Origin of the sequence: Stygiolobus sp. RP850M (genome assembly GCF_037389295.1) — an archaeon.
GTDB lineage: Archaea > Thermoproteota > Thermoprotei_A > Sulfolobales > Sulfolobaceae > Stygiolobus.
Genome location: NZ_JBBHKU010000025.1, coordinates 1 through 21,536, shown reverse-complemented (window position 1 = coordinate 21,536; position 21,536 = coordinate 1). Strand labels below are relative to the sequence as shown.

General features: G+C 41.1%; 21 protein-coding genes and 1 pseudogene. 9 read left to right on the top strand and 13 right to left on the bottom strand.

Annotated features, from left to right (window positions below):
* Window positions 1-4: 4 nt before the first annotated feature.
* The 6 genes from WIW52_RS02025 to WIW52_RS02000 form a co-directional block, all read right to left on the bottom strand.
* On the bottom strand, window positions 5-730 hold the full coding sequence (locus tag WIW52_RS02025; protein ID WP_337708291.1) for a creatininase family protein: 726 nt from the start codon (window positions 728-730) through the stop codon (window positions 5-7).
* Between the two features lie 148 nt (window positions 731-878).
* Window positions 879-2,078: an ABC transporter permease gene (locus WIW52_RS02020; RefSeq protein WP_337708290.1), complete on the bottom strand. Its 1,200-nt coding sequence runs from the start codon at window positions 2,076-2,078 to the stop codon at window positions 879-881.
* 9 nt (window positions 2,079-2,087) lie between these two features.
* The gene (locus WIW52_RS02015; protein WP_337708289.1) at window positions 2,088-3,293 is read right to left on the bottom strand and encodes an ABC transporter permease; all 1,206 of its coding nucleotides are present in this window, start codon (window positions 3,291-3,293) and stop codon (window positions 2,088-2,090) included.
* Window positions 3,280-5,772, bottom strand: coding sequence for a hypothetical protein (locus WIW52_RS02010; protein WP_337708288.1), 2,493 nt, complete (start codon window positions 5,770-5,772; stop codon window positions 3,280-3,282). The genes WIW52_RS02015 and WIW52_RS02010 overlap by 14 nt, the downstream gene beginning before the upstream one ends.
* 9 nt (window positions 5,773-5,781) lie before the next feature.
* Window positions 5,782-6,465, bottom strand: a complete 684-nt coding sequence (locus WIW52_RS02005) for an ABC transporter ATP-binding protein (protein ID WP_337708287.1) — start codon at window positions 6,463-6,465, stop codon at window positions 5,782-5,784.
* Window positions 6,466-6,615: 150 nt separating this feature from the next.
* On the bottom strand, window positions 6,616-6,759 hold the full coding sequence (locus tag WIW52_RS02000) for a hypothetical protein (RefSeq protein ID WP_337708286.1): 144 nt from the start codon (window positions 6,757-6,759) through the stop codon (window positions 6,616-6,618).
* 137 nt (window positions 6,760-6,896) lie between these two features.
* On the opposite strand from WIW52_RS02000, the gene WIW52_RS01995 reads away from it, so the two are divergent.
* Genes WIW52_RS01995 through WIW52_RS01985 form a run of 3 tightly spaced genes read left to right on the top strand, consistent with a single transcriptional unit; the run spans window position 6,897 to window position 11,208 of the window.
* Complete coding sequence (locus tag WIW52_RS01995; protein ID WP_337708285.1) at window positions 6,897-9,173, top strand: xanthine dehydrogenase family protein molybdopterin-binding subunit; 2,277 nt, start codon at window positions 6,897-6,899, stop codon at window positions 9,171-9,173.
* Window positions 9,174-10,475 carry an FAD binding domain-containing protein gene (locus WIW52_RS01990; protein ID WP_337708284.1) on the top strand — a complete coding sequence of 434 codons (1,302 nt, stop codon included), beginning with the start codon at window positions 9,174-9,176 and terminating at the stop codon, window positions 10,473-10,475.
* The gene (locus tag WIW52_RS01985; protein ID WP_337708283.1) at window positions 10,456-11,208 is read left to right on the top strand and encodes an enoyl-CoA hydratase/isomerase family protein; all 753 of its coding nucleotides are present in this window, start codon (window positions 10,456-10,458) and stop codon (window positions 11,206-11,208) included. Before WIW52_RS01990 ends, WIW52_RS01985 begins: the two co-directional genes overlap by 20 nt.
* Before the next feature lie 105 nt (window positions 11,209-11,313).
* Here the strand turns inward: WIW52_RS01985 and WIW52_RS01980 are convergent, their stop codons facing one another.
* The 5 genes from WIW52_RS01980 to WIW52_RS01960 form a co-directional block, all read right to left on the bottom strand.
* On the bottom strand, window positions 11,314-11,631 hold the full coding sequence (locus WIW52_RS01980; RefSeq protein ID WP_337708282.1) for a hypothetical protein: 318 nt from the start codon (window positions 11,629-11,631) through the stop codon (window positions 11,314-11,316).
* 41 nt (window positions 11,632-11,672) lie between these two features.
* Entirely contained in the window at window positions 11,673-12,482 is an 810-nt protein-coding gene (locus WIW52_RS01975; RefSeq protein ID WP_337708281.1) for an ABC transporter permease, read from the bottom strand.
* The gene (locus WIW52_RS01970) at window positions 12,473-13,390 is read right to left on the bottom strand and encodes an ABC transporter ATP-binding protein (RefSeq protein ID WP_337708280.1); all 918 of its coding nucleotides are present in this window, start codon (window positions 13,388-13,390) and stop codon (window positions 12,473-12,475) included. Before WIW52_RS01970 ends, WIW52_RS01975 begins: the two co-directional genes overlap by 10 nt.
* Entirely contained in the window at window positions 13,383-13,766 is a 384-nt protein-coding gene (locus WIW52_RS01965) for a PadR family transcriptional regulator (RefSeq protein WP_337708279.1), read from the bottom strand. The genes WIW52_RS01970 and WIW52_RS01965 overlap by 8 nt, the downstream gene beginning before the upstream one ends.
* Before the next feature lie 150 nt (window positions 13,767-13,916).
* Window positions 13,917-14,846: a lactate/malate dehydrogenase family protein gene (locus WIW52_RS01960; RefSeq protein ID WP_337708278.1), complete on the bottom strand. Its 930-nt coding sequence runs from the start codon at window positions 14,844-14,846 to the stop codon at window positions 13,917-13,919.
* Window positions 14,847-14,934: 88 nt separating this feature from the next.
* On the opposite strand from WIW52_RS01960, the gene WIW52_RS01955 reads away from it, so the two are divergent.
* The 6 genes from WIW52_RS01955 to WIW52_RS01930 all read left to right on the top strand — a co-directional run bounded on the left by WIW52_RS01955 (window position 14,935) and on the right by WIW52_RS01930 (window position 21,047).
* Window positions 14,935-16,221 carry an MmgE/PrpD family protein gene (locus WIW52_RS01955; protein WP_337708277.1) on the top strand — a complete coding sequence of 429 codons (1,287 nt, stop codon included), beginning with the start codon at window positions 14,935-14,937 and terminating at the stop codon, window positions 16,219-16,221.
* Window positions 16,196-17,047: a methylisocitrate lyase gene (prpB, locus tag WIW52_RS01950; protein ID WP_337708276.1), complete on the top strand. Its 852-nt coding sequence runs from the start codon at window positions 16,196-16,198 to the stop codon at window positions 17,045-17,047. The genes WIW52_RS01955 and prpB overlap by 26 nt, the downstream gene beginning before the upstream one ends.
* 104 nt (window positions 17,048-17,151) lie before the next feature.
* A complete protein-coding gene (locus WIW52_RS01945; RefSeq protein ID WP_337708275.1) occupies window positions 17,152-17,580 on the top strand; it encodes a CBS domain-containing protein in 429 nt (142 codons plus the stop codon).
* 2 nt (window positions 17,581-17,582) lie between these two features.
* Window positions 17,583-18,716: a citrate synthase gene (gltA, locus tag WIW52_RS01940; protein WP_337708274.1), complete on the top strand. Its 1,134-nt coding sequence runs from the start codon at window positions 17,583-17,585 to the stop codon at window positions 18,714-18,716.
* A gap of 263 nt (window positions 18,717-18,979) precedes the next feature.
* The gene (locus tag WIW52_RS01935; RefSeq protein ID WP_337708273.1) at window positions 18,980-20,503 is read left to right on the top strand and encodes an APC family permease; all 1,524 of its coding nucleotides are present in this window, start codon (window positions 18,980-18,982) and stop codon (window positions 20,501-20,503) included.
* Window positions 20,504-20,681: 178 nt separating this feature from the next.
* The gene (locus WIW52_RS01930) at window positions 20,682-21,047 is read left to right on the top strand and encodes a hypothetical protein (protein WP_337708271.1); all 366 of its coding nucleotides are present in this window, start codon (window positions 20,682-20,684) and stop codon (window positions 21,045-21,047) included.
* 21 nt (window positions 21,048-21,068) lie between these two features.
* On the opposite strand, the gene WIW52_RS01925 is transcribed toward WIW52_RS01930, so the two are convergent.
* Window positions 21,069-21,368 carry a hypothetical protein gene (locus tag WIW52_RS01925; protein WP_337708270.1) on the bottom strand — a complete coding sequence of 100 codons (300 nt, stop codon included), beginning with the start codon at window positions 21,366-21,368 and terminating at the stop codon, window positions 21,069-21,071.
* Between the two features lie 63 nt (window positions 21,369-21,431).
* Window positions 21,432-21,536: pseudogene (locus tag WIW52_RS01920) on the bottom strand (transposase); the annotation flags it as partial.

Below are 21,536 nucleotides of genomic sequence, written 5' to 3'. Positions count from 1 at the left end.
GAATTTAAGCATTGTTACCACAGTTCTTTATTTGCTCAAGGACTTTTCGTACTAAGTCTGAGAGATCTTTAACAGAACTCTCTAGCGACATTCTCCCCTTTTCTTCATCAATCTCCACCCTGCCACCAACATTAATAATCCCGTATTTGTTTGCCTCGCTAGTGGGTATCATCTTAAATACTCCATCTTTTATAGTGAAGTCGTCTACCTCTTTTAGCTTGTCCTCTCTTACCAGTCGCCTATTAATTGCATATATTCTGGAAGTCTCTACTGAGCCAGCGTGCATGTCTATAATGTTTGGAAAGAGATCTCTATCTCTCCCCACTATAGAGAATATGTGGAGTTTAAAACAGTTATCATTACTCATATTAACTTCTCTTCTGATTATGTCTAATACGGACTCATTTCCTCCGTGACCATTAACGATTATAAGAGAGGAAATTCCCGCGTTTTTTGAGCTATTAACAATATCTAGTAAGAAGTTTATCATGTTCAAATAACCCACTGAGAGGAAGGGGAACCCGTAATGTTCTTTAGAACAACCGTAGTATAAGGTAGGATAGAGAAGTACTTCATCTCTAAATCTCTCTTCAACTTTTTGAGCTATCCATTCAACTACAATTCCATCTGTTCCCATTGGTAAATGGGGCCCGTGTTGTTCTATGCTTCCTAAAGGCATTAGGCCAATCTTACCCTTAATTTCATCTTTAGTGATTTCAATTAATTTCATTTGATCACCTGATAAAACTCTGTGTGTTATAATATAATTTGTTTATGTGACGATACTATTTACTGAACAGTAAATTTTTCCTTGAAGATCAAAATACTAGGTAAACAACAAGCTAGGGGAGTTCGCACGTAATTTGCTATTAAAAAGTCTAAACCTCATATCTTAGTGCTTTTGCTGGTTCTATTTTTGACGCTCTATACGCAGGAATCAGCCCAGCAAAAGTGGAAATGAGAACTATAAATAAGAAAAGGGTTATAGCTTGGGTAATGGTAAATATTGGCTCGGCATGCAAATTCTTGAAGAGGGGTGAACTGAGAAGGAAGTCGAGAAAGCCATAAGAGCTGAAGTATCCTCCTATGGTTCCTATTCCACCTCCTATTATTCCCATTATTGTTGTCTCTGATAGGAACATTAGCATTACTTGTCTCCTTTCAAATCCCAAAGACATTAAAAGTCCTATTTCCCTAGTCCTCTCCACAACAGAAGTAATCATAGTAGTTAGTACACTTATGAAAGCTACTATAAAAGACGCAGAGCTGACTATAAGTAGTAGTAGGTTAAAGGACACTACTTGTTGGTTTATAAAGGATACTATGTCTTGCGCTGAGTTCACACTTACATAAGAGCCCAAATACTGATGGATCTCTGATACCACTTTACTTACATCTTGTAGTGAGGAAGCTAAAACTATAGCTCCTGAATATTTTGTCCCATATATCTCTTCGCCTATTGAATAAGACATAATCAGTGCTTGGTTAATAATAATAGTCCCTAGATTAATGTCAAAATCGCTCAGCCCTCCCGTCACCAGTAAAGTCTCCGTTTTTTGGCCACCGTTAGGTAATACTACGCTCACAGATATCTCCTGACCTACATGTAGAGATGGTTGGTTAGGAGAAGGAGGATTCTGAAGATCGTAACCTATAGCGACTTGATTATAACTTTGAGCTGAAGGGGCTGTCCCGCTTGAAATGCTAATCCCCGGTAAGACTTTTTGCAAGTCATAGATGTTAACCGACAAAATCGTAGTACTAATCTCTCCTTTGGAAGTATAGATCGTTACGGGTATCGTGTAAAACGGGACTACGTAAGCTACCCCATCTAAGTGGGAGAGTTGTGTGATCGTATAAGATGATAAGTAACCGTTGAGGGGGGTAACGAATATCGCCTCAGGAGAAACATCTCTTAGAATAAGGTTTATTGCGGACTGGCTCAACCCTTGAACAGACGCTGTTATAGTAGTAATGATGAGAGGTCCAACTACTATTCCCAAAATAGTCAGGATAGCTCTAGTTTTTCTCTCGAAAAGAGCTCTATAAGCTAACTTGACTATATCTATGCTTTTCATGACCCCACCCTATACCTCATATCTTAATGCTTTTGCTGGTTCTATTTTTGACGCTCTATACGCAGGAATCAACCCAGCAACAGTGGTAATCGCAATAATAGTCAAGAAAATAAATACTAACTGTTCTACTGAGATCGAGGGAACAACGTTAAAGGCTCCACCTCTTCCTTCAAACGAGTTCGACGCAATTGACGCCAATAGGAAGGAACTGAAGTATCCTCCTATGGTTCCTATTCCACCTCCTATTATTCCCATTATTGTTGCCTCTGATAAGAACATTAGCATTACTTGTCTCCTTTCAAATCCCAAAGACATTAAAAGTCCTATTTCCCTAGTCCTCTCCACAACAGAAGTAATCATAGTAGCTAAGACTGTGAAAAACGCTACTACAAACGACGCTACACCTGCAACTACTAGTAGAGCCTCAAAGGAAGAGATTTCTTCATTAACTAGGTTAAGTATTTGCTGACTCGAAGTGACCTGAACGTAATTACCGTACTTTTCTTTAATGATATTTGCCAACCCTTCAACTTCACTCGGAGATGATGCTACTACTATAGCCCCCGCATAATTTGTCCCACAAATAGACTGTCCGAGAGAGAAAGGGGCATATAATGCTTGGTTAAAGTTAGCCCCTCCGAAAGAAGCTATTTGTGCCAACTGGCCTATGACTACAAATGTCTTACTTATCCTCTCTCCTTCAGGGTTAATCAGGTAAACCACCATAATCTGTCCAGTGTGATAAGTAGGCTGACCAGAATATTGGGGGTTTGCGATATAATAGCCCACGTCTAATTCGTCAAAAGAGTTAGGCGAGGGTAATGAACCGCTTTGAAGCTTTAGACCGGGCATTACTAAATTAATATCGGAGATATCCATTGAGAAAACTACTGTAGCCTCTAGCCCCTTAGGAGTATCTATGTATGCCGGTATGAGATAGTACGGTACAACTGCTTTTACTCCCGGTAAGTGGGAGACTCCATCAATGACATATTGGTTTAAGGTTCCTTGACTCTTCGGTGCTAAGTATATGTTTAAGGGCGAGAAGAAGTTAGTTAACTGTTGGTTCAGACCTATGTCGAACCCTTGAATCGTAGCCACGAGTGAAACAACTATTAACGGGCCTACCATTATGCCCAGAATTACTAAAATTGCCCTAGTTTTCCTCTCTAACAGCGCGTTAAATGAGAACTTTATAACGTCAAATGTCTTCATTAGCCTTCTTCCTCCTCTTTAGTAATAAGTAAATTATGACCACCACTACTATTACTGAAATCCCGAACAACAATGCACTACCAAACAAGTTGTGAGGTGATGTAGTAGTAGATGTTGTTTGTAACACTGTGATGGGACCGTTGTAAGTGTACGTCATGTTAACGGTCTGGTAAGTAGGTGTCTGGTAGGAAATGACGATAGGAATACGCGAAGAGTTGGAGGGTAAGGTCACCGATATAGGAAGAGGTGATGCTGTTGGTAATTGACCGATATAAGTGCTTCCTCCGGGGTAGTATATGATAACGTTGTTAGCTTGCGTGTTTCCATCGTTTAGCAAAGTGGCTTGGAAGATGTAAGAACCGTTTACCTCAGTAATTGATGGTTGGATTATTTGGATCGAGATGAGTCCAGTAATCAATAATGACAAGTTTTCGTTATAACTCACGAAACCATCGGGTGTCTGGTATTGTAAGCTCAGTGAAAGCGGTAAAGTTTCTGTAGCCGATATTGGTGAGAACGTGTGGACGGTGATCGTGTAATTGTAGTGGGGAGGTATAGCGTTGATCTCGAACTGGGTCTGGGAAAGCGATAGTAGTTGGGAGTTAGTAAATATCTTTAAAAAGATATTGGTGACAGTGTAGTTATCACTGTTAAACAGCGTTATAGTCAGATTCTGGCTAACTTGGTAATATAAGGTAGAAGGAGAGATGTAGACGTTGATTCCGTTCTGTGCACTAGTAACTACTAAGGGTAGTGTGAACACTTGCGTGTTCTGTATTCCCGAGTAGTAGTAAGATATTGTAACCTGCACAGGATAAACCCCTGGAGAGAGGTAAGAGGGGACGTAAATGCTGTAAGGTATTGACCCGGTGTAAGAAGGATTAAGTTGGTATATCGTAGCATTCGTAGCTCCTACCACTTGGATATCGCTGAATACTACGTTTACGTGGAGGTCAAATAGGCTCTGGTTAACTAAGTTTCTTATTTCGAGTAATACTTCTGACTGCTGACCCTGAACTACTGTAGATGGGACTAATGACAAGCTAATTAGAGGCTTAGAGTAAACCGGGATTATTATTTTGCTGGAAGAGGCGAATCCACCGTACTCGGAGTAGTAATTGATATTAAAATAAAGGCATACTAATGAAGACGCGTTGTCCGGTACAAGTAAAGAAATGGGGATTTGGACACTTCCATAGGGAGGGATCTCTTGGATCACATAATAGGGCTGTCCGGTCTCAACAGAATGGGTTGAGATATTCACGGAGTAGACTGAGTAAGGTAAGGGGTTAAACACCGTTAACTCTGCTTGTGAACTGCTCCCAGGATATGGGTATGAGACCCACTCTAAGCTTACTACTTCGGGCCCAGTCCTATTGATTCCCACCTCCACGTAGTCAGGTATGGTGAAGGAATACTGTGTTCCTCCGTAAATATAAGTCCCAGTTATAGTGAACTGGTAGATCCCTGGGGTGGTGCCGTAAGGCACGTAAACGCTTATAGAAATGGGTAAAACCCCCGAAAAAGTTATAGGAGTCGTTACGTTATACCTAACAGTCATTACACTTTGGGAATTTACACTAAAAGACGTAAGTAGTGCACCGGTAGAGTTAAGGTATATAATGAAGGTAGATATTTGTCCAGCTTGTAAGGAGATAGGGTCGCTTTTGACAATGAGTGGCTCCTTGGGGAATAGGACTAGGGTTCCGTTATTATATGTTGCCGTGTGGACTCCTCCTAAATCATCGGTAAAAGTTAGTGTGTAATTGACATAGTATGAACCCGGAGATATTTCGGAGGTCACGTTTACATATTGTGTTACACTTACAGCCGAATACGGTTGAACTGCTGGGACTGTAAAGTTTATAATTCTCGATCCAGTCAGGCTGTAAATTCCGTTAGGTAATTCTGCCGAGATGATAACGTTACTTACCACTTTATTGCTAGGGTTTTCTACCGTTACTGTAAGAGGCGATATTCCTTGTCCGGGTGATGTAAATTCACCGTTACCCCATTGAAATATAACCTTAGGATAAATCACTGAGGATATGTAAATAGGTATTTGAGTTGTGGCTTCGAATATACCGCTGTCATATGTGTAGTTTATGGATAAGAACACTTTGTATAAGCCTGAGGAAACGTTGAGAGGTACGTTTACGAAGAACACGATTGTAGATTGCGTCTTATTAGCTGAAAGTATATAACCGTTTATAGGTGTTGAGATCTGACCAAAAGGTTGATATGTAGTTGATAATAAAGACGCTCCTATAACATCGGCCTTTATCACGACATATAACGGCACGTTAAAGTCCCCAGGGGTTACGTTCTGAGGCTGTACTAAAGAGCCCCATTCTATAGCAACAATAGGCGGAAAAACACCGTAAGGGGCAGAAGATATTGTTCCGTGGTAAACGGTATCAAATGAAGTAGAGAAAAGTATTAGAGTTAAGAGGATTAACATTATTGCTTTTCTATACATTGATCTCACCTAGTCTATTTTCTCTATTTGACCGTCTCTCATGTGAATTTTCCTCTGCCCGTAAGCCGCTATGTCAGGTTCATGAGTGACGATAATAACCGTAGTACTGAACTCTTTATTCGCCCTTAAGAACGTGTCCATGACAACCTTGCTAGAGGCCGTATCTAGATTTGCGGTAGGTTCGTCGGCAAGAAGTATTTTGGGATTTTGAGCTAATGCTCTGACTATTGCGATTATCTGTTGTTGTCCACTAGACATTTCGCTAGGCTTTTTCTTAGCAAGGTATTTCAGACCCAGCCTATCAAGGATATCTAGCGCGATCTTTCTCCTTTCAGAGCTTGACACTCCTCTTGCGATAAGAGGCAGTTCTATGTTCTCTAACGCAGAAAGTCTGTCTATCAGGTTGTAGTTTTGAAAGACAAAGCCTATGTATTTGTTCCTCACCTTAGCTATTTTCTTATCGGGAAGTTTAGTCACGTCCTTACCGTAAATTAGGACCTCCCCTTCAGTTGGTTTACTCAAAGTACCGATAATTGTGAGGAGTGTTGTTTTACCTGAACCAGAGGGCCCTTGAATGGAAACTATTTCCCTTTCGTATACGGTCAAAGTTACGCCTTTTAATGCAACGACCGGCACTTTTCCGTAATAGACTTTCTTGACGTCGTGTAACTCAACGACTGGAGATAATGGCATATCTGATATTTAATCCCATACCTTAAATAGATAATTGGAAGTTCAAAAATTCCAACTAAGAATTTTTAAATGTACGAAATTAATTGTTTATAATCACGGTTTGGCTCTAGAATATCTCATTTTTAACATTAAGGGCTTTCAGACGGTCTCCTACGTGTGAGCGAGTACCGGAAAGATCCCAATTAGCGACCCTACAATCCCTATAAGTAGTAATACCTCTACAAGAAATACCACTACACTCCACTTATCGACCTTCTCATCTGATTTAAAGCCCTTTTCTCCTCCTGAGCTCATGATATCAAAGTCCACTCTTTTAGATATTAAGGTTTTATCCATATTTTTCTCATACTATTTACTCTCCACAGATTTGTACCTCACAAAAGTCAACTACCTTTAATAATTTTATTAAGTTTCAATACAATGTATATTTTATGTATATCGAAGGAGAAAGAGCAGTAAACGGAGAGGGGTTGTATATCAATGACATTCCGGACTTCCTGGGGACTCTCCAAATGGTCATTTTCAGGAGTCCTATAGCTCACGGTATAATCAAGAGAATAGACGTCAAGGATGTCTTCTCCCACGGAGGAATCGCCCTAACTCCGGAAGACCTTTCCAAAGTGATTATAAATCCCTTTCCTAATACTGTCGATAAAAAAATCGAGTATTTCCCCTTTGCGAGGAGGAAGGTGAAGTACGTAGGAGAGCCTTTAGTCCTAGTCCTCGCAAAGGACTACTATAAAGCAATAGACTTACTTGATTACGTTCAAGTAGACTTTGAGGAGTTAACGCCGGTAGTAACTATCGATGATGCACTTAAAGGGAACTCTCTGGTTCACGAGGAGATCGGTACCAACGTTGTGATGGACAAAGTGTTCTCTTTTGGGGATCAGGATGCGTTTTCTAAGGCTGAAGTGGTAATCACACACCCGTTTAAATTCTCACGACATTCGGCATTACCTCTCGAGCCGTACGGAGTCCTCGTTCACTTTGAGGAAGAACTAAGAGTGTGGGCGAACATTCAGGGTCCAATGCTCCAAGCCTATTTTATTACCAAGGCGTTGAACATACCTATAACTAAGCTGAAGATGAAGACCCCTAAGGACATAGGGGGTAGTTTTGGTATTAAATATGAAATTTACCCTTATATAACCTTGGCAGCTGCTGCCTCTAAGATCGTGAAAGCACCAGTGAGATGGGCGGAAAGTAGAACCGAACACTTTATCGCGAGTTCCGCTGGATCTGAAAGAAAAGGAGAGGTCGAAATAGCGGCTACTAAAAGCGGAAAGATTCTAGGGATAAGGTATAACTTTGTAGAAGACGTTGGAGCTTACGTAAGACCGCCTGAGCCCGGAGCTCTATTTAGGGTTCAAGGGTGTCTAAACGGTGCTTATGATGTAAAGAACATCTCAGGTTGGTATAGAGTAGTAGTCACTAACAAGAGCCCTACAGGTCTTAATAGAGGCTACGGAGCACCACCATTCTTCTTCGCTCTAGAAACTGCGATCGATCACCTAGCTGACGAATTGGGTATAGACCCGTTAGAATTAAGGATTAAGAACCTTATAACCCGTTTTGATAGAGTTATAAACGGTATAGAGTTTTATGAGACGCCCGGAGGAGGTCTTTACCCGAAACAAGATTACCTAAGGGTTGTTAATGCAATAAGGGAGGAATACGAGAGGTGGAAGGGACAAAAGGATGTAGGAGTAGGTTTAGCTGTCTTTGTTGAACCCTCTGTTACTAACTTAGCCTACGTGGATCTGGCATTAAACAATAGGAGGAATCCGCACTCAGCTTCGGCAGACTACCTCACCTTAAGCTTCAACCCTGACGGGACTCTGTCTGTGTTCGTAAATGGTACGAATGAAGGACTCGGACACGAGACAACTATAGTTGATATCGTTTGTAAGGAGTTAGGGTTGAAGCCTAATGAAGTGTCAGTGACTAACCAAGTTGACACAGATCAGCCGTGGAACTTGGCTAGTGGTAGTTATTCCAGTAGGTTTGCTCCGGTAATCATAAGTGCGTTAATTCTCGCTATCGAGGATATGAAGAAAAAGCTAATTACCTTAGCTAAAAAGTACCTAGAGGCTGAAGAAGTAGCATTTCAGAACGGACAATTTTTAGACGTTAAAAACCCGAAGAAGTCCGTAGACGTCAGGAGGTTGGTATCAGCTTATCACTGGAACCCTTCGGCGTTTAACGTCGGCTTTCCTCTTGTCTCAACTGGTTATTTTTATTCACCGCTTTTAAAACCGGTCGACGGGGATAGAATTAATTCGGCTCTGGCTTATGGGATAAACGCACACCTCGCTGTAGTTAAGATCATTGACGGTCAAGTTAAGGTGGTCAAATACGTTGTCTCACATGATATAGGCAAAATCCTGGAAAAGGACATTCTGGAGGGTATTATGACGGGGAGTATAATCCACGGGATTAACTTGGCTCTGTACGAGGAGCTGAAATACGACGAGAGGGGGAATCCCTTGGTTACCACTTTTGATTCCTATGAGTCACTCACGTTAGGGGACCTCGTCGATACTGACATCCAATATATCCACTTCGAAACTCCTTCCCCTTACATTCCTTCTGGTGCGTACGGAGGTGGAGAAGGTCCCATAATGGGTGCCCCAGCTGCTATTGCCAACGCAGTGTCTAGATTGTTAAAGAGAAAGGTGAGTGAGACTCCCATAAGGGTGACCTAAATGTATGTACTTGGAGTCCCTAGACCTTTCAAATACGTTAGAGTGAAGACCCTGGAGGAAGCCCTAGAGGCTTTAGAAGAAGGGAGACCGTTAGCGGGTGGGCAAAGTCTCATCCCGATGATGAGGCTGGGGATCCCCTTTGATATGTTGGTTGACATCAACGAGTTGGATTTAGATTATGTAAAAAGAGAGGGTGGAGTCTATAGAATCGGGGCTTTAACTAGACATAACGAGATAGCTTCGAATCTCCCTCTTCTGAGGAACGTAGCGATCAGTATAGCGGACTTGCAAGTGAGGAATAGGGGCACTGTAGGTGGTTCTCTTGCTAACGCAGACCCCTCTGCAAACTATTACCCAGCGTTGCTCGTCTTAGACGCTGAGGTTAAAGTTTTAAGTAAAAGGGGAAGTAGAAAAATCAAAGTTAAAGACTTGTACGAAGATCCCTATACTACCACTTTAAAGGAGGGAGAGTTACTAACTGAGGTATCCTTTCGTGAGCCGAATAGCTCTAAGCTTTACTTTAAGGCAATAAAGAGAGGAGGTTCTGCGTATCCTATTGCTGTACTCGCCGTATTAAAGAAGAAGGACGGAAAACTCAGAGCTTCGATAGGAGGTGTTTTTCCGAGACCGATAATCCTAGAAGGAAACAGCAAAGAAGAGTTGATAAAAGCGATGGAGAGTGTTAACGAAGAACCGATGTCAGACCATCATATGAACGGAGAAGGTAGACTAAAGCTGGTCAGAGAATTGATCAACACGTTTGACCAAGGTGACTACGAGTTGAGATTAGTCGAAGAAAGGAAGATAAGCTGGAAGACCGGAGAAGGGATGAGAGTGATTGATGAAGCCAAAATTAAAGTCAGGGTTAACGGGCTGTTGATAGAGGACAGAGTAGAGGGCAGAACTCTATTGGTAGACTTCTTACGTAAAAACGGGTTTACTGAGGTAAAGAAAGGATGCGACGAAGGTAAGTGCGGGGCTTGTACTGTAATTATTAACGGCGTTTCTGTGAAATCTTGCTTGTTTTTAGCAGTTCAAGCCGTTAACTTGGATGTGAGGACAGTTAGAGGTCTCGATGTGGAGTGGCTAAAGAATTCGTTTGTAAATAATTACGCGTCTCAATGTGGGTACTGCACGCACGGTTTTCTAATGGCTAGTTACGATTACTTAAAGAACGTAGATCCGAAAGCGGCTAATGAGTCGTTAAAGTACTCTATAAGAAATATTTGTAGGTGTACTGGTTACGTAAATATAATAAGAGCTATTAAAGAGGCGAGCAGGAATGAAGTACAAAGTGGATGAGGACGGTATAGCGTGGATTACGTTAGACAGAGTTGACAGACTAAATTCCTTTGATGAGGAGAGCTGGAAGGAGTTAGGGGACAAGGTTAGAACGGCTAATAACGATAAAAATGTGAAAGTATTGGTCTTAACCGGAGAGGGGAGGGCGTTTTCGGCTGGGGATGATATATTTGCCATGGCTGAACTTAAAGACGCTGATGATGCTAAGAAGTTCTTTGACACCCTTTACTATGCCGTGGAGTCCCTAATCGAGCTTGAGAAGCCCCTCATATGTGCGGTTAACGGGCTAGCTTATGGAGGAGGTTGCGAAATACTGCTGTTCTGTGACGTGGTGGTAGGGGGTAAAGAGTCTAAGTTTTCAATACCTGAGGCAAAGCTGGGTCTAATACCGCCCATGGCCATAAGTGTAGGGCATAAGTACTGGGGGAGGGCTGTAAACAGGCTGACGATCACGGGGGAAGTCATCACTGCTGAAGAGGCAAAACAAATAGGGATTGTTGATTACATAGCGGACGACGTTCTCATGAAGTCGAAGGAAATAGCTAAAGACATTATACTGAACGTAGACTTAGAAGCTGTAAAAGTAATAAAGAAGTGGACTAAGGCTGAAAAGGAGAGAATACGGAGGGCTATAATGGAGTTAGCCCTTCTGTCCACAACCAGGTCTGCGAAGTCCAGAATGGAAGGGTTTAAGGATAGGCATAGGAAAGCAAATAAAGGCAGCAGTTATTAGATTTTGCCTTGACTTCAAGGCTACACCTAACGAGAAATCCCATAACTGCTGTAAAGGGTGAAGTAACGACGAAGAGAAAAAGACGCTGTTCTTACCGTTCTAATTTTACATGGAGTAGAAACCATCTTTCACTTTTCTTTCCATTTCTCCCAGTAGTTTAGCGTTTATCCACATCCTACCAAAAGCCCCTATGTTTTCTTCTTCAACCACTACGATAACATTGTTAGGGTCTCCCCTGATTCTCACTATTATCTCCTCTACTTTGTGGTGTATGTGGCCAGCCTTTTTTGTCCCCCTTATGATGTAATCGTTAGAACCGTTTTGCGTTAAGGTAGTTTGCCATCCTTCATCCTTTAATGAGTTTTCAATATCCTGAGCAAACATCTGAATATTTATATTATTGTTTTCGAATACTTTCTGCATCGAGATAAAATCTCCTCCCTTATTATTAAAAATTAGTGGTCTCAGTACTCACTCAACGTCCCTCTATACCTAGCCCTCTTAAAGGCATAAGAGTAAAACGCGATACCTAACGGGATCATAACGAAGGTAAATAATGACAAAGCTATTACGTATTCGCTGACTTGTGATAACGAATAACCCTCGAGCAGGGCATACCTGAGACCTTCAAGAGCCCATGTGAGGGGTATTGCGTAGCTGATGAACTTAACAAAATCTGGTAAGACTGACACGGGAAAAACTACACCGGTCGTCAGTGTGGTAAACGTGGCAAAGAAGAAAGATATCGGGTTCCCTTGTTTCACAATCATCGTAAATCCAGCTGAAATCATTCCGAGACCTAATGAAGAACTAAGTAGTAGAAAAATAATGATTATAGCTGAAATGAGGTTTACGTTATACTTGACACCTAAAATGTATCCTATGAGTAAGATCATGACTGCGTTTACAGTATTTATTGTAAATCCCCATAATGCTGAATAAATTAGAAATGACAGTACTCCTCCAGAAGACAATACGTAATACTCTATCGTACCGTAAAGTTGCTCGTTGCGTAACCTACTACTTAAGGTCGTTATTACTGACGAAATATAACCTTGGAATGCCAGTCCGACTACTACGAACGAAACATATGATTCATCTTTAAAATGCATAGAACTAACTACCTTATCTCCTAAAGAAGTTCCTACAAAGTAGTAAGTAAAAACTGGTAAGACCCAAGATAATACGTTCAGCACTAACTGTGTTCTGTAGCTAATCCATATCTTAAAACCCCGTAAGTATATGTAAGCGTAAAGATTATCTATTATTCCCATCTTCTGAACCCACCTCCTCTCCTCCTATTTTTAGGGCTGTCAATCTCCTCATCTGTAAAGTAGACAAACACATCCTCAAGTGTAGGCTCCTCTTCGCCTATTACTTCACCTTTTACCTCTATTCCCTTTTCTGGGATTCTCAGTATAACTTTTCCTTGAACAAAACCGCTTACGTATTTCTCGTAACCTCTTGGTATACTGTCGGTTATAACTACCTTGATCTTCCCTATGCTTGACATGATCTCTTCCCTAGTGCCTTGAGAGACTATTCTACCTCTCTTTAATAAGACTATTTTATCGGCTAGGTCTTCGACCTCTTTCATGTTATGTGAAGTCATTAGTATCGTTTTACCCTCCTTAGAGATCTCCTTAACCAGACTCCTAAAATCCCTTGAACTAACTGGATCCATACCTAGTGTAGGTTCGTCTAACAGAATTACCGGTGGGTCTAATAAGAGTGCTCTCGCTAAAGCCAGTTTCCTTTGCATTCCGGTGCTATATTTCATGTATTGAATGTCGGAAAATTGAGATAAACCAACCAAATTGAGGAGTTCCTTTGCCCTTTTTTTCGCTTCAGAAATCGATAAGCCTTGGACGATCCCGAAGAAGACTAGATTATCAAAGCCCGAAAGCCTGAAGTAGAAAGATCTCTCACTTACCATCATTACACCTATTTCTTTTCTTACTTTCTTTTCCTCTCTGATACTGATCCCGTTTATCCTCGCGTCTCCCTGGTCAGGGATAATCAGGGTTGATAAGATCTTTATTAGTGTGGTTTTTCCTGCACCGTTATGACCGACTAACGCCCCTATGCTAGACTTAGGGACTGTAAAGCTCACGTCGTCTAAAGCTCGTATCTCTTTCGATTTGACTGTGAAAGTTTTTGATATGTGTTCTATTTCAATCAAGATTACTTATCGCCTCCTTAAGTCCTTTTTTCAACTTCTCTTTTAGCTCTACGTCAAGTTCATCCTTATTTTCAAGGATAAACCTTAGGTCTGAAAGGATTTCCTCTATCACTGTCTCTAACTGATGCCTGGGACTTAACAACTCTTTCCCTGCCTCAGTGATCTGGTAAAACTTTTGACTACCCTCTACTTTCGCTATAGAGACGTAACCTTCCTCAAGGAGCTTGTCTAGAGCTGGATATATAACACCCGGAGAAGGCTTCCAAAAACCTTGAGTCATCTTCTCTATCTCCCTCATTATCTGAGCACCAGTCATAGCTCCTTTATTGCTGAGGATAGATAGAATAATGTGTCGTAGCCTTCTCCTCCTTTTCATAGATATCACTTATGATATCGAAATATATAAGTATAAATCAAAGAAAAAACAAAAAGAAACAGAATGTAATCACTTAATAATCACTTACAACAACGTGTTAAATTAGAACTAGTTCAGAGGAGAAAAAAGAAAGTTTACGTTAAAGATCTTTTACTGTTTTGCGGTCAAGCTCTGCTCGAGCTGTTTCAAGTTCTCCTTATATACGCTGTAGAAGTCCTTAATAGAAGCCATTAAGTGCCATCTGTCTTTTTCGTCTAATAAGGGCTCCAATGAAGGTCCTATACTCCTCCCTACAACAACGGGCTCGCTTACGTGAATGATCTCGTCTTCGTATTTGTGCGGGAACGCTATACTCATTACCTTGTTCTCGTTTAAAGCCACAGCCCTTATAATTTCCTCAATGATCGTACCTGGCCCCCAAGTAGTACCTCCCATTACCCTTATTATCTCCCCTGGTATTTTCTTTACATATTCCTCCACTTCGTCCTTACTCACTCCCATACTCTCATCAAACGGCTTCCCTTTCACAGTTACCGTGCTCCACAGTACTACAGCGTCTTCTCCGTGTTCCCCACCCACATACCCATTTACGTCGGTCACTTGAATCTTTAACTTCTTAGCTATGTAAGACCTCATCCTCATCGTCTCTACTTGATCACCGGTACTAATCGTATATTCACCAGAATATTTCGTGAAAACTGAAGCCATCATATCTACTGGGTTTGCCACCATTATGTAAAGTGCTCCCCTATTTCTCTTAGCTAATTTGTCAGCTAGATCTATCATTATCTTCGCGTTGTCAACAAATAAGTCCCTTCTGCTCATTCCAGGCTTCCTCGGCTTTCCTGCAGTGATCACTACTATGTCTGCTCCGTTTACGTCCTCTATGTTGTTTGTCCCCAGCACTTCTACCTTGAGTTTTCTCGAAGCTAATGCGTGCCTGAGTTCATGCTCAAACTTTTCAGGTAGCTCTGGGATTATATCGTAAATTACTGCTTCGTCAATGTAACCCCCCATTATGGTGTTAAATGCGATTGTTTGTCCTATCTTACCAGATCCAATAAAGGCTACTTTTGTCATGATTTATCACATGAGAAACTTCTCAACAATCTTATTTAAATTTACCTCATTAAATATATTATATTATCATTAATTGAACTAATTAGTTATGGATCTCTCGGATATAATAGCTGAATACGTAGTCTCGGTTGAGGAAGTCGATGATAAAGTTTATGCAGAGGCTAAAAGGAGAGTGTTGGATTCGGTGGCTATTGCACTAGCCTCTAGAGATTCCCCTCCGGCAAAAATAATCGAGAGTATGAGTGACCTTTATCCCGGGAACACTCCTACCTTGGGTAACTTTTCCACCACTCCTGACTTTGCCTCCTTTTACAACACTTTATTAATAAGATACTTAGACTTCAACGACACTTATCTAGGCTTAGAGCCCCTACATCCGAGCGACATGATAGGGGGATTGTTAGCGGTTTCTCCTGAAGTAAAGGGTGAGGACATAATCAGGGCAATAGCCGTGGGCTACGATGTGGGTGTTAACTTATGTGACACTACTTCCCTAAGAAAGAAGGGTTATGATCACGTAAATTTCCTCGAGATAGCAACGGCTTCAGCACTCTCAAACCTCCTCAGGTTAGACCGGAATAAGGTAAAGAACGCCATATCCCTTTCAATAATCCCACACGTGGCTTTGAGGGAGACGAGGAGCGGTAAGCTCTCCATGTGGAAGGCTGGAGCTGCTGCTGAGGCTGTCAGGAACGCTGTATTCGTAACTCTCTTAGCTAAATCCGGTTTTACAGCACCCGAGTTACCGTTTTCCGGGGTCTTCGGTTTCTCTTCCATAGTGGCTAGGGATATGGACTTGAGTAAGTTTAGACCAGACGGAAGGGGGATCCTGAGGACCATGATCAAGAAGTACCCTGTGGAATACCATGCGCAAGCCGCAGTAGAGGCTGCAGCTGGACTGGAATACCACGGTGAGATAAGGAAAGTGTTAGTAGAGACTTATGAAGCTGGGAAAACGATTCTTGCTGACAGCCGTGAAAAGTGGAGACCTCAAAACAAGGAAACAGCTGATCACAGTCTACCCTTCATAGTCGCGGTAAGCCTAATCAGGAAGGATTTTTGGCTTGATTCTTACTCTTTAATAAGAGAGCACACATTGGAAAAGCTTATGGACTTAATAGAGGTAGTTGAGAGAGACGATTACACTTCAGTTTATCCTAAAGAGCTCCCTACTAAGATAACAGTGATCACGGATAAGGGAGAGTTCAGTAAGGAGGTCAAAATACCTAGAGGGCATTACGCTAACCCGATGAGTGATGAAGAGTTAGAGAAAAAGGCGAGTAGGCTGGGTTTAAGTAAGAAACAAATTGAACTTATTAAAAATTTTGATACTATAAAGGTGAGAGAGTTTGTCAGAGGTCTTAAGGAAGTCTGACTTCTTAGTTATACCCGGGGTCTTTAACCCTTTTACTGCCCTCTTAGCTCAAAAGGTTGGGTTTAAGGCGGTCTATCTGTCAGGAGGAGCTTTAACCTCTTCCCTCGGTATGCCAGACCTAGGCATAATCACGTTAGACGAGTTGGCGTGGATGGTGAGAAGGATTAGGGAAGTTACAGATATTCCTATAATTGTCGATGCAGACACAGGCTTCGGAGAAGTTGTGAATGTATATAGGACTGTTAAAGTGCTGGAGAGTGCCGGGGCTAACGCTATTCAGATCGAGGATCAGGTCTTACCTAAGAAGTGCGGTCATTTAGAAGGTAAGGAGGTAGTGAGACCTAGGGACATGGTGCTTAAGATAAAAGCTGCACTTAAGGCTAGGAAGGATATGCTAATTATAGCCAGGACTGACTCTAGGGCTATTTATGGTTTAGACGATGCTATTACCAGAGCTCAGATTTACTTGGAGGCTGGGGCTGACGTAATTTTTCCCGAAGCACTAGAGAGCAAGGATGAGTTCGAGAGGTTTGCAAGGGAAGTGAGGGCTCCCCTCTTAGCTAACATGACTGAATTCGGTAAGACCCCCCTAATAAGTGCTGAGGAATTCAAGGCTATGGGTTATAAGTACGTTATTTTTCCCGTTACAATATTCCGGGTAGCAGCTAAGGCTATGAAAGACGCATTAGAAGTTTTGCTCAAGGAAGGGACGCAAAAGAACTTAATGGACAAAATGATGACCAGAAAAGAGCAATACGAGATTATAAACTATTACTTTTACGAGAACTTAGATAGGGAACTGGCTAAAGGAGGAGTAAAGTCTTAAACGCCTTCTGAGTTAACGTTGCTTTTTTAGTTAAAATTTTAATATTTTTCTTTCATTATTAATTTGGGAAAGATTTATAGTTTACAAATTCAATATAAGTATTTATGAGCCAAGTTAAAGTAAAGGTTTTAATCAATAAATCCCCTCTTAAAGTTCCCGTAGGGACTAAGACCCTAGATGCCGTAAAGCTCATGGCTCAGAATAACGTAGGCTCAGTTCTCATTGTGGATGGTGACAAACCCGTAGGAATATTTACCGAAAGAGACCTCCTGAAAGCAGTAGCTAAAGGAGAGGACTTAAATAAACCTGTAGAGAAATTAGGCACTTACGGTAAGCTAATTACGATTAGGGAAGACGAACCTCTTTCTAACGCGGCGAGACTGATGCATCAATATGACATAAGGCACCTTGTAGTCGTAGATGGTAAGGATAAGGTAGTGGGTGTAATCTCCATCCGTGATATCATAAGTGAAAAGCACCTGCTTTCAGCAATTTCCGCTAAACCGGATGAGGAATGGGTAGGGGGTGACTGAGGTTGGTTGAGATAAGTAGGGGTCTTGAGGACGTACTTATAAAGACTACTTCACTTACCTTCATTGACGGTCATCACGGAGTATTGCGTTATAGGGGATATGATATAAACGATTTAGTTGAACATTCTTCCTACGAGGAGTTAATTTATCTGATGCTATATGGAGAACTCCCTAATAGGAAGCAACTAAACGAAGTGAAGGCAAAACTCAATGAGAATTATGAAGTACCGGAGCAGGTTATTAACGCAATTTACTCTCTACCGAGAAATTGCGACGCAATAGGGATTATGGAGAGCGCCTTTGGCATAATGGCGTCAGTCTATAACCCTAAGTGGGATAAGGAGAAAGATAGAGATAATGCTATCCAAATAATAGCTAAAACAGCCACAGTCGTAGCAAACGTCTTTAGGGCTAAAGAAGGACTGAAGCCTAAGATGCCATCACCTTCCCAAAGTTATGCCAAGAGTTTTCTCGAAGCTTCCTTTGACAGAAAAGTAGGCGAAAAAGAAATCAAAGCTATGGACGCAGCGTTAATACTCTATACTGATCATGAAGTTCCTGCATCAACTACAGCCGGTTTAGTAGCTTCTTCTACGTTTTCGGACATGTACTCTTGCATAGTCGCTGCGTTAGCCGCACTTAAAGGGCCTCTGCACGGAGGTGCTGCCGAAGAAGCGTTTAAACAATTCGTCGAGATAGGCTCACCCGATAAAGTAGACGAGTGGTTTAAGATAAACATCGTCGAGGGAAGGAAGAGATTAATGGGTTTTGGGCACAGAGTATATAAGACGTATGACCCTAGGGCAAAGATCTTTAAGAAATTAGCACAGCAGCTGAGTCAAGAAAACCCGGAGATAAAGAAGTACTTAGAAATTGCGGAAAGGCTGGAAAAACTAGGAATTGAAACTTTCGGCTCAAAGGGTATCTACCCGAACACGGACTTCTATTCTGGGATAGTTTTCAATGGATTGGGTTTCCCGATTTATATGTATACGGCGTTATTCGCTCTCTCGAGGACCTTAGGTTGGTTAGCCCACTTTATAGAGTATGTAGAAGAACAACATAGACTCATTAGACCCAGAGCGTTGTATGTGGGTCCAGAGTATAAACATTACGTCCCTGTAGATAAAAGGTGAAACCAGAGGGTAAAGATAAAACTCCTCTCGATTAGTGACTTTTATTTCTGTTGTCTAGCTGTTTTTAATTGAGCTAAATCTTTTATCCTAAAGATAATTCTAAGTAGTACATAAATTATTGTTTCTCTTCTCTTCTAATCTCAACTCACATTTTTGATTTAGATTAAAAACAATTATTATCTCTGACGATAAACGAATAGATACTAGACAATCTAAGTCGAACTTGAGTTCGCTTTTTTAACTTCACTAACTTAACTAGATTTATGTCAAAACTATTTTTGAGAGGGTCATCTGGGTTAGTGAAGAACGCCACACTAAAAGACTTAGTTATGTTGAACGTTGCAAATATGGGAGCTGGTCTAGCAGTTTTCGAAGGAATCTCTCCCTATATTCAACCGGGCTCAATACTATGGTTAACCTCTTTGCTTACCTTTATCCTCACATTACCGCTGGTCTACACATATACGAGCCTCCTAATGAGGATGCCAAGAACTGGGGGAGATTACATATGGATCTCAAGGAAATTAAACAGTAAGGTAGGGGCTATAATGGGAGTAGCATTTGCATTCAATATGCCACCTTATTTCGCACTATCGGCTTTCTTTTCTGTCTCAGCGATAAACCTAGTTCTGTACGAGATCGGTGTACTCAATCATCAAGGTGAACTGATTAACCTCTCAAATACGGTATTTGTCAATCCTTACGGAACTCTTACGCTGACTCAAGACCTCCTAATTTACGCTCTCGGTGCTATAGCGTTTGTAATAATCATTCTCTTAAATATAATAAGACCTAAATGGGGCTTCACCCTAACTACCGCTCTCGGTATCTTCTCCACCATTACTCTAATCCTTGCAATGATAGTTTTCGCCTTAAACGTCGGTTCAGTGAGGTCTCAGATCCCTAATTTCATTAGTGAGTTCCAACTGTCCTCCCAGAACACTTCTCCTTGGTCTTACAGCTGGGCTTCAACTTTCTACATGATCCCATTTTTCTTGTCATTTGCATATATCTGGCTTTATGCGGGGCCAGCAGTAGCTACTGAGGCTAAAGAAGGATCGTTAAAATGGAATCTGTATCTAGGTAGTATAATGACGTTCCTCATGATCACAATGCCTTTCTTCGAGATGTATACCGAAATCGGTTGCCCCACGAACACCGCTTACTATCCTACATTTACCTATAATTTTTGGAGTTTAGCAATCTTCCTCTCACACAACGAGATACTCGAGTGGATTCTGGGTCTTGGTCTGATAGCTTGGAACTTCTTTGTCATGGCTTTCGGGGTAGTAGTATTTGCAAGATATGTGTTCGCATTTGCATTTGATAGACTATTCCCAGCTATATTCGCAAAGCTTAACAAGTTCGCATCTCCGGTTTACGCTCATCTCCTCGACTTAGCTACCACGTTAGTCTTCCTAGCTCTTCCAATAATCTCTGTAAGCGGTGCGAGTGCCCTATATTCTTATACTCCTTTGGCTTTAGCATACCTTATTTTGGTCTCACTCACCGGTGTCAAAGTGGGGATTGAGGAGAGAAATAAGCCGTTAATAATTGGATCCGCTTTATCTACGGCGATAATGTCCTTAATGGAAGGTGAGATCTTAGACCCATATAACAACTACGCCTTCAGTGTAGTGGGAACTAGCGGAGTTAACTGGATAGCTACAGCTTACATCGCTTCCTTAGTAGGTCTAGGACTGATAACTTATATCACCGCTAAAAAGGTGAGGAGTAAGGAAGGAATAGATATTGACCTAGTCTATAAGGAGATACCACCGGAATAATCTACATTCTCAGATTTTCGTTGCTGATTTTTTCCTCTACTAGTTCAATTTAGATTAAGTTAGAAATGTATTATTTTGATGTCATTTAAAATTGAATGTTTTGTTACAAATAGGGTTAATTTACAAATTTTATTTGATGTTAGAGTAATTTTATAAATGTGGAGTTTAACTATAATATATGGATATACATTCACACGGTATAATAGGAGCTGTAATAGTGTTTTTAATAGCATGGATCGTAACGTCCATCCCGGTATGGCTAGCATCTAAGGCAGTATCTAAGGAAAACTCTTTCGGAGATGCATTAATTGCTACTCTTTTTGCCTTCATAGTCTATACTATAATAACATTTATTTTCGCGTTCATAGGCTTTCCATTTATAGGTATAATAGTGGGAATCATAGGTATATTAGCTGTATTTAAGGCTGTATTTGAGACTGGATGGCTAGGAGCTATAGCAATAGCTGTGTTAGCAGTAATAATATACGTTATCATAGCGTTTATCGTAGGACTGTTTGGTATAGCAGTGGTTCACTTATTCTAATTAAAAAACTCTTTATCTTTTTTAGACTAGGTTATAGCTGAGATTATTGTAGAACATGTTTCCGTATTGAGTCTCTACGATTATTGGAACTTGATAATACGGAGTCTGCTGTTTATGACATTGGTCTATTGTTATCTGATAAGGAATGTACTGGTCTATAGGTGCTGACATCCAATTAGGCCAGTAAGGATAGTATAATTGCTGAGGATATATCGTAATGTTTATACTTTGCGATGGAGCAAGAGTTTTCCCCACATACATTATGAATAATTGAACTCCGGACTGATTCGATATTACGATGTAAGTAATCGTGCTAGGCACATTACCTACGTTTGTTATTGTAACCGTAATGTTGCTTAAATTATATTCAGCAGTTATGGGACTTTAACGTAACTTAAAGATTTTCATCAGCCCCGGCGGTCCACCTAAATAACGTTCAACGAACCTGAGGAACGCCTCCACGCTCCTCAGGTTAAGAGCCCTCACCAG

What these genes read in the sequence shown, in the direction of transcription:
- WIW52_RS01960 (WP_337708278.1), bottom strand. Translation starts at nt 14,846, where the DNA reads ATGACAAAAGTAGCCTTTATTGGATCTGGTAAGATAGGACAAACAATC.
- WIW52_RS02005 (WP_337708287.1), bottom strand. Translation starts at nt 6,465, where the DNA reads ATGCCATTATCTCCAGTCGTTGAGTTACACGACGTCAAGAAAGTCTAT.
- WIW52_RS01935 (WP_337708273.1), top strand. Translation starts at nt 18,980, where the DNA reads ATGTCAAAACTATTTTTGAGAGGGTCATCTGGGTTAGTGAAGAACGCC.
- WIW52_RS02015 (WP_337708289.1), bottom strand. Translation starts at nt 3,293, where the DNA reads ATGAAGACATTTGACGTTATAAAGTTCTCATTTAACGCGCTGTTAGAG.
- WIW52_RS01985 (WP_337708283.1), top strand. Translation starts at nt 10,456, where the DNA reads ATGAAGTACAAAGTGGATGAGGACGGTATAGCGTGGATTACGTTAGAC.
- WIW52_RS01995 (WP_337708285.1), top strand. Translation starts at nt 6,897, where the DNA reads ATGTATATCGAAGGAGAAAGAGCAGTAAACGGAGAGGGGTTGTATATC.
- WIW52_RS01990 (WP_337708284.1), top strand. Translation starts at nt 9,174, where the DNA reads ATGTATGTACTTGGAGTCCCTAGACCTTTCAAATACGTTAGAGTGAAG.
- WIW52_RS01955 (WP_337708277.1), top strand. Translation starts at nt 14,935, where the DNA reads ATGGATCTCTCGGATATAATAGCTGAATACGTAGTCTCGGTTGAGGAA.
- WIW52_RS01980 (WP_337708282.1), bottom strand. Translation starts at nt 11,631, where the DNA reads ATGCAGAAAGTATTCGAAAACAATAATATAAATATTCAGATGTTTGCT.
- WIW52_RS02020 (WP_337708290.1), bottom strand. Translation starts at nt 2,078, where the DNA reads ATGAAAAGCATAGATATAGTCAAGTTAGCTTATAGAGCTCTTTTCGAG.
- WIW52_RS01975 (WP_337708281.1), bottom strand. Translation starts at nt 12,482, where the DNA reads ATGGGAATAATAGATAATCTTTACGCTTACATATACTTACGGGGTTTT.
- WIW52_RS01930 (WP_337708271.1), top strand. Translation starts at nt 20,682, where the DNA reads ATGGATATACATTCACACGGTATAATAGGAGCTGTAATAGTGTTTTTA.
- WIW52_RS02000 (WP_337708286.1), bottom strand. Translation starts at nt 6,759, where the DNA reads ATGAGCTCAGGAGGAGAAAAGGGCTTTAAATCAGATGAGAAGGTCGAT.
- WIW52_RS02025 (WP_337708291.1), bottom strand. Translation starts at nt 730, where the DNA reads ATGAAATTAATTGAAATCACTAAAGATGAAATTAAGGGTAAGATTGGC.
- WIW52_RS02010 (WP_337708288.1), bottom strand. Translation starts at nt 5,772, where the DNA reads ATGTATAGAAAAGCAATAATGTTAATCCTCTTAACTCTAATACTTTTC.
- WIW52_RS01965 (WP_337708279.1), bottom strand. Translation starts at nt 13,766, where the DNA reads ATGAAAAGGAGGAGAAGGCTACGACACATTATTCTATCTATCCTCAGC.
- WIW52_RS01945 (WP_337708275.1), top strand. Translation starts at nt 17,152, where the DNA reads ATGAGCCAAGTTAAAGTAAAGGTTTTAATCAATAAATCCCCTCTTAAA.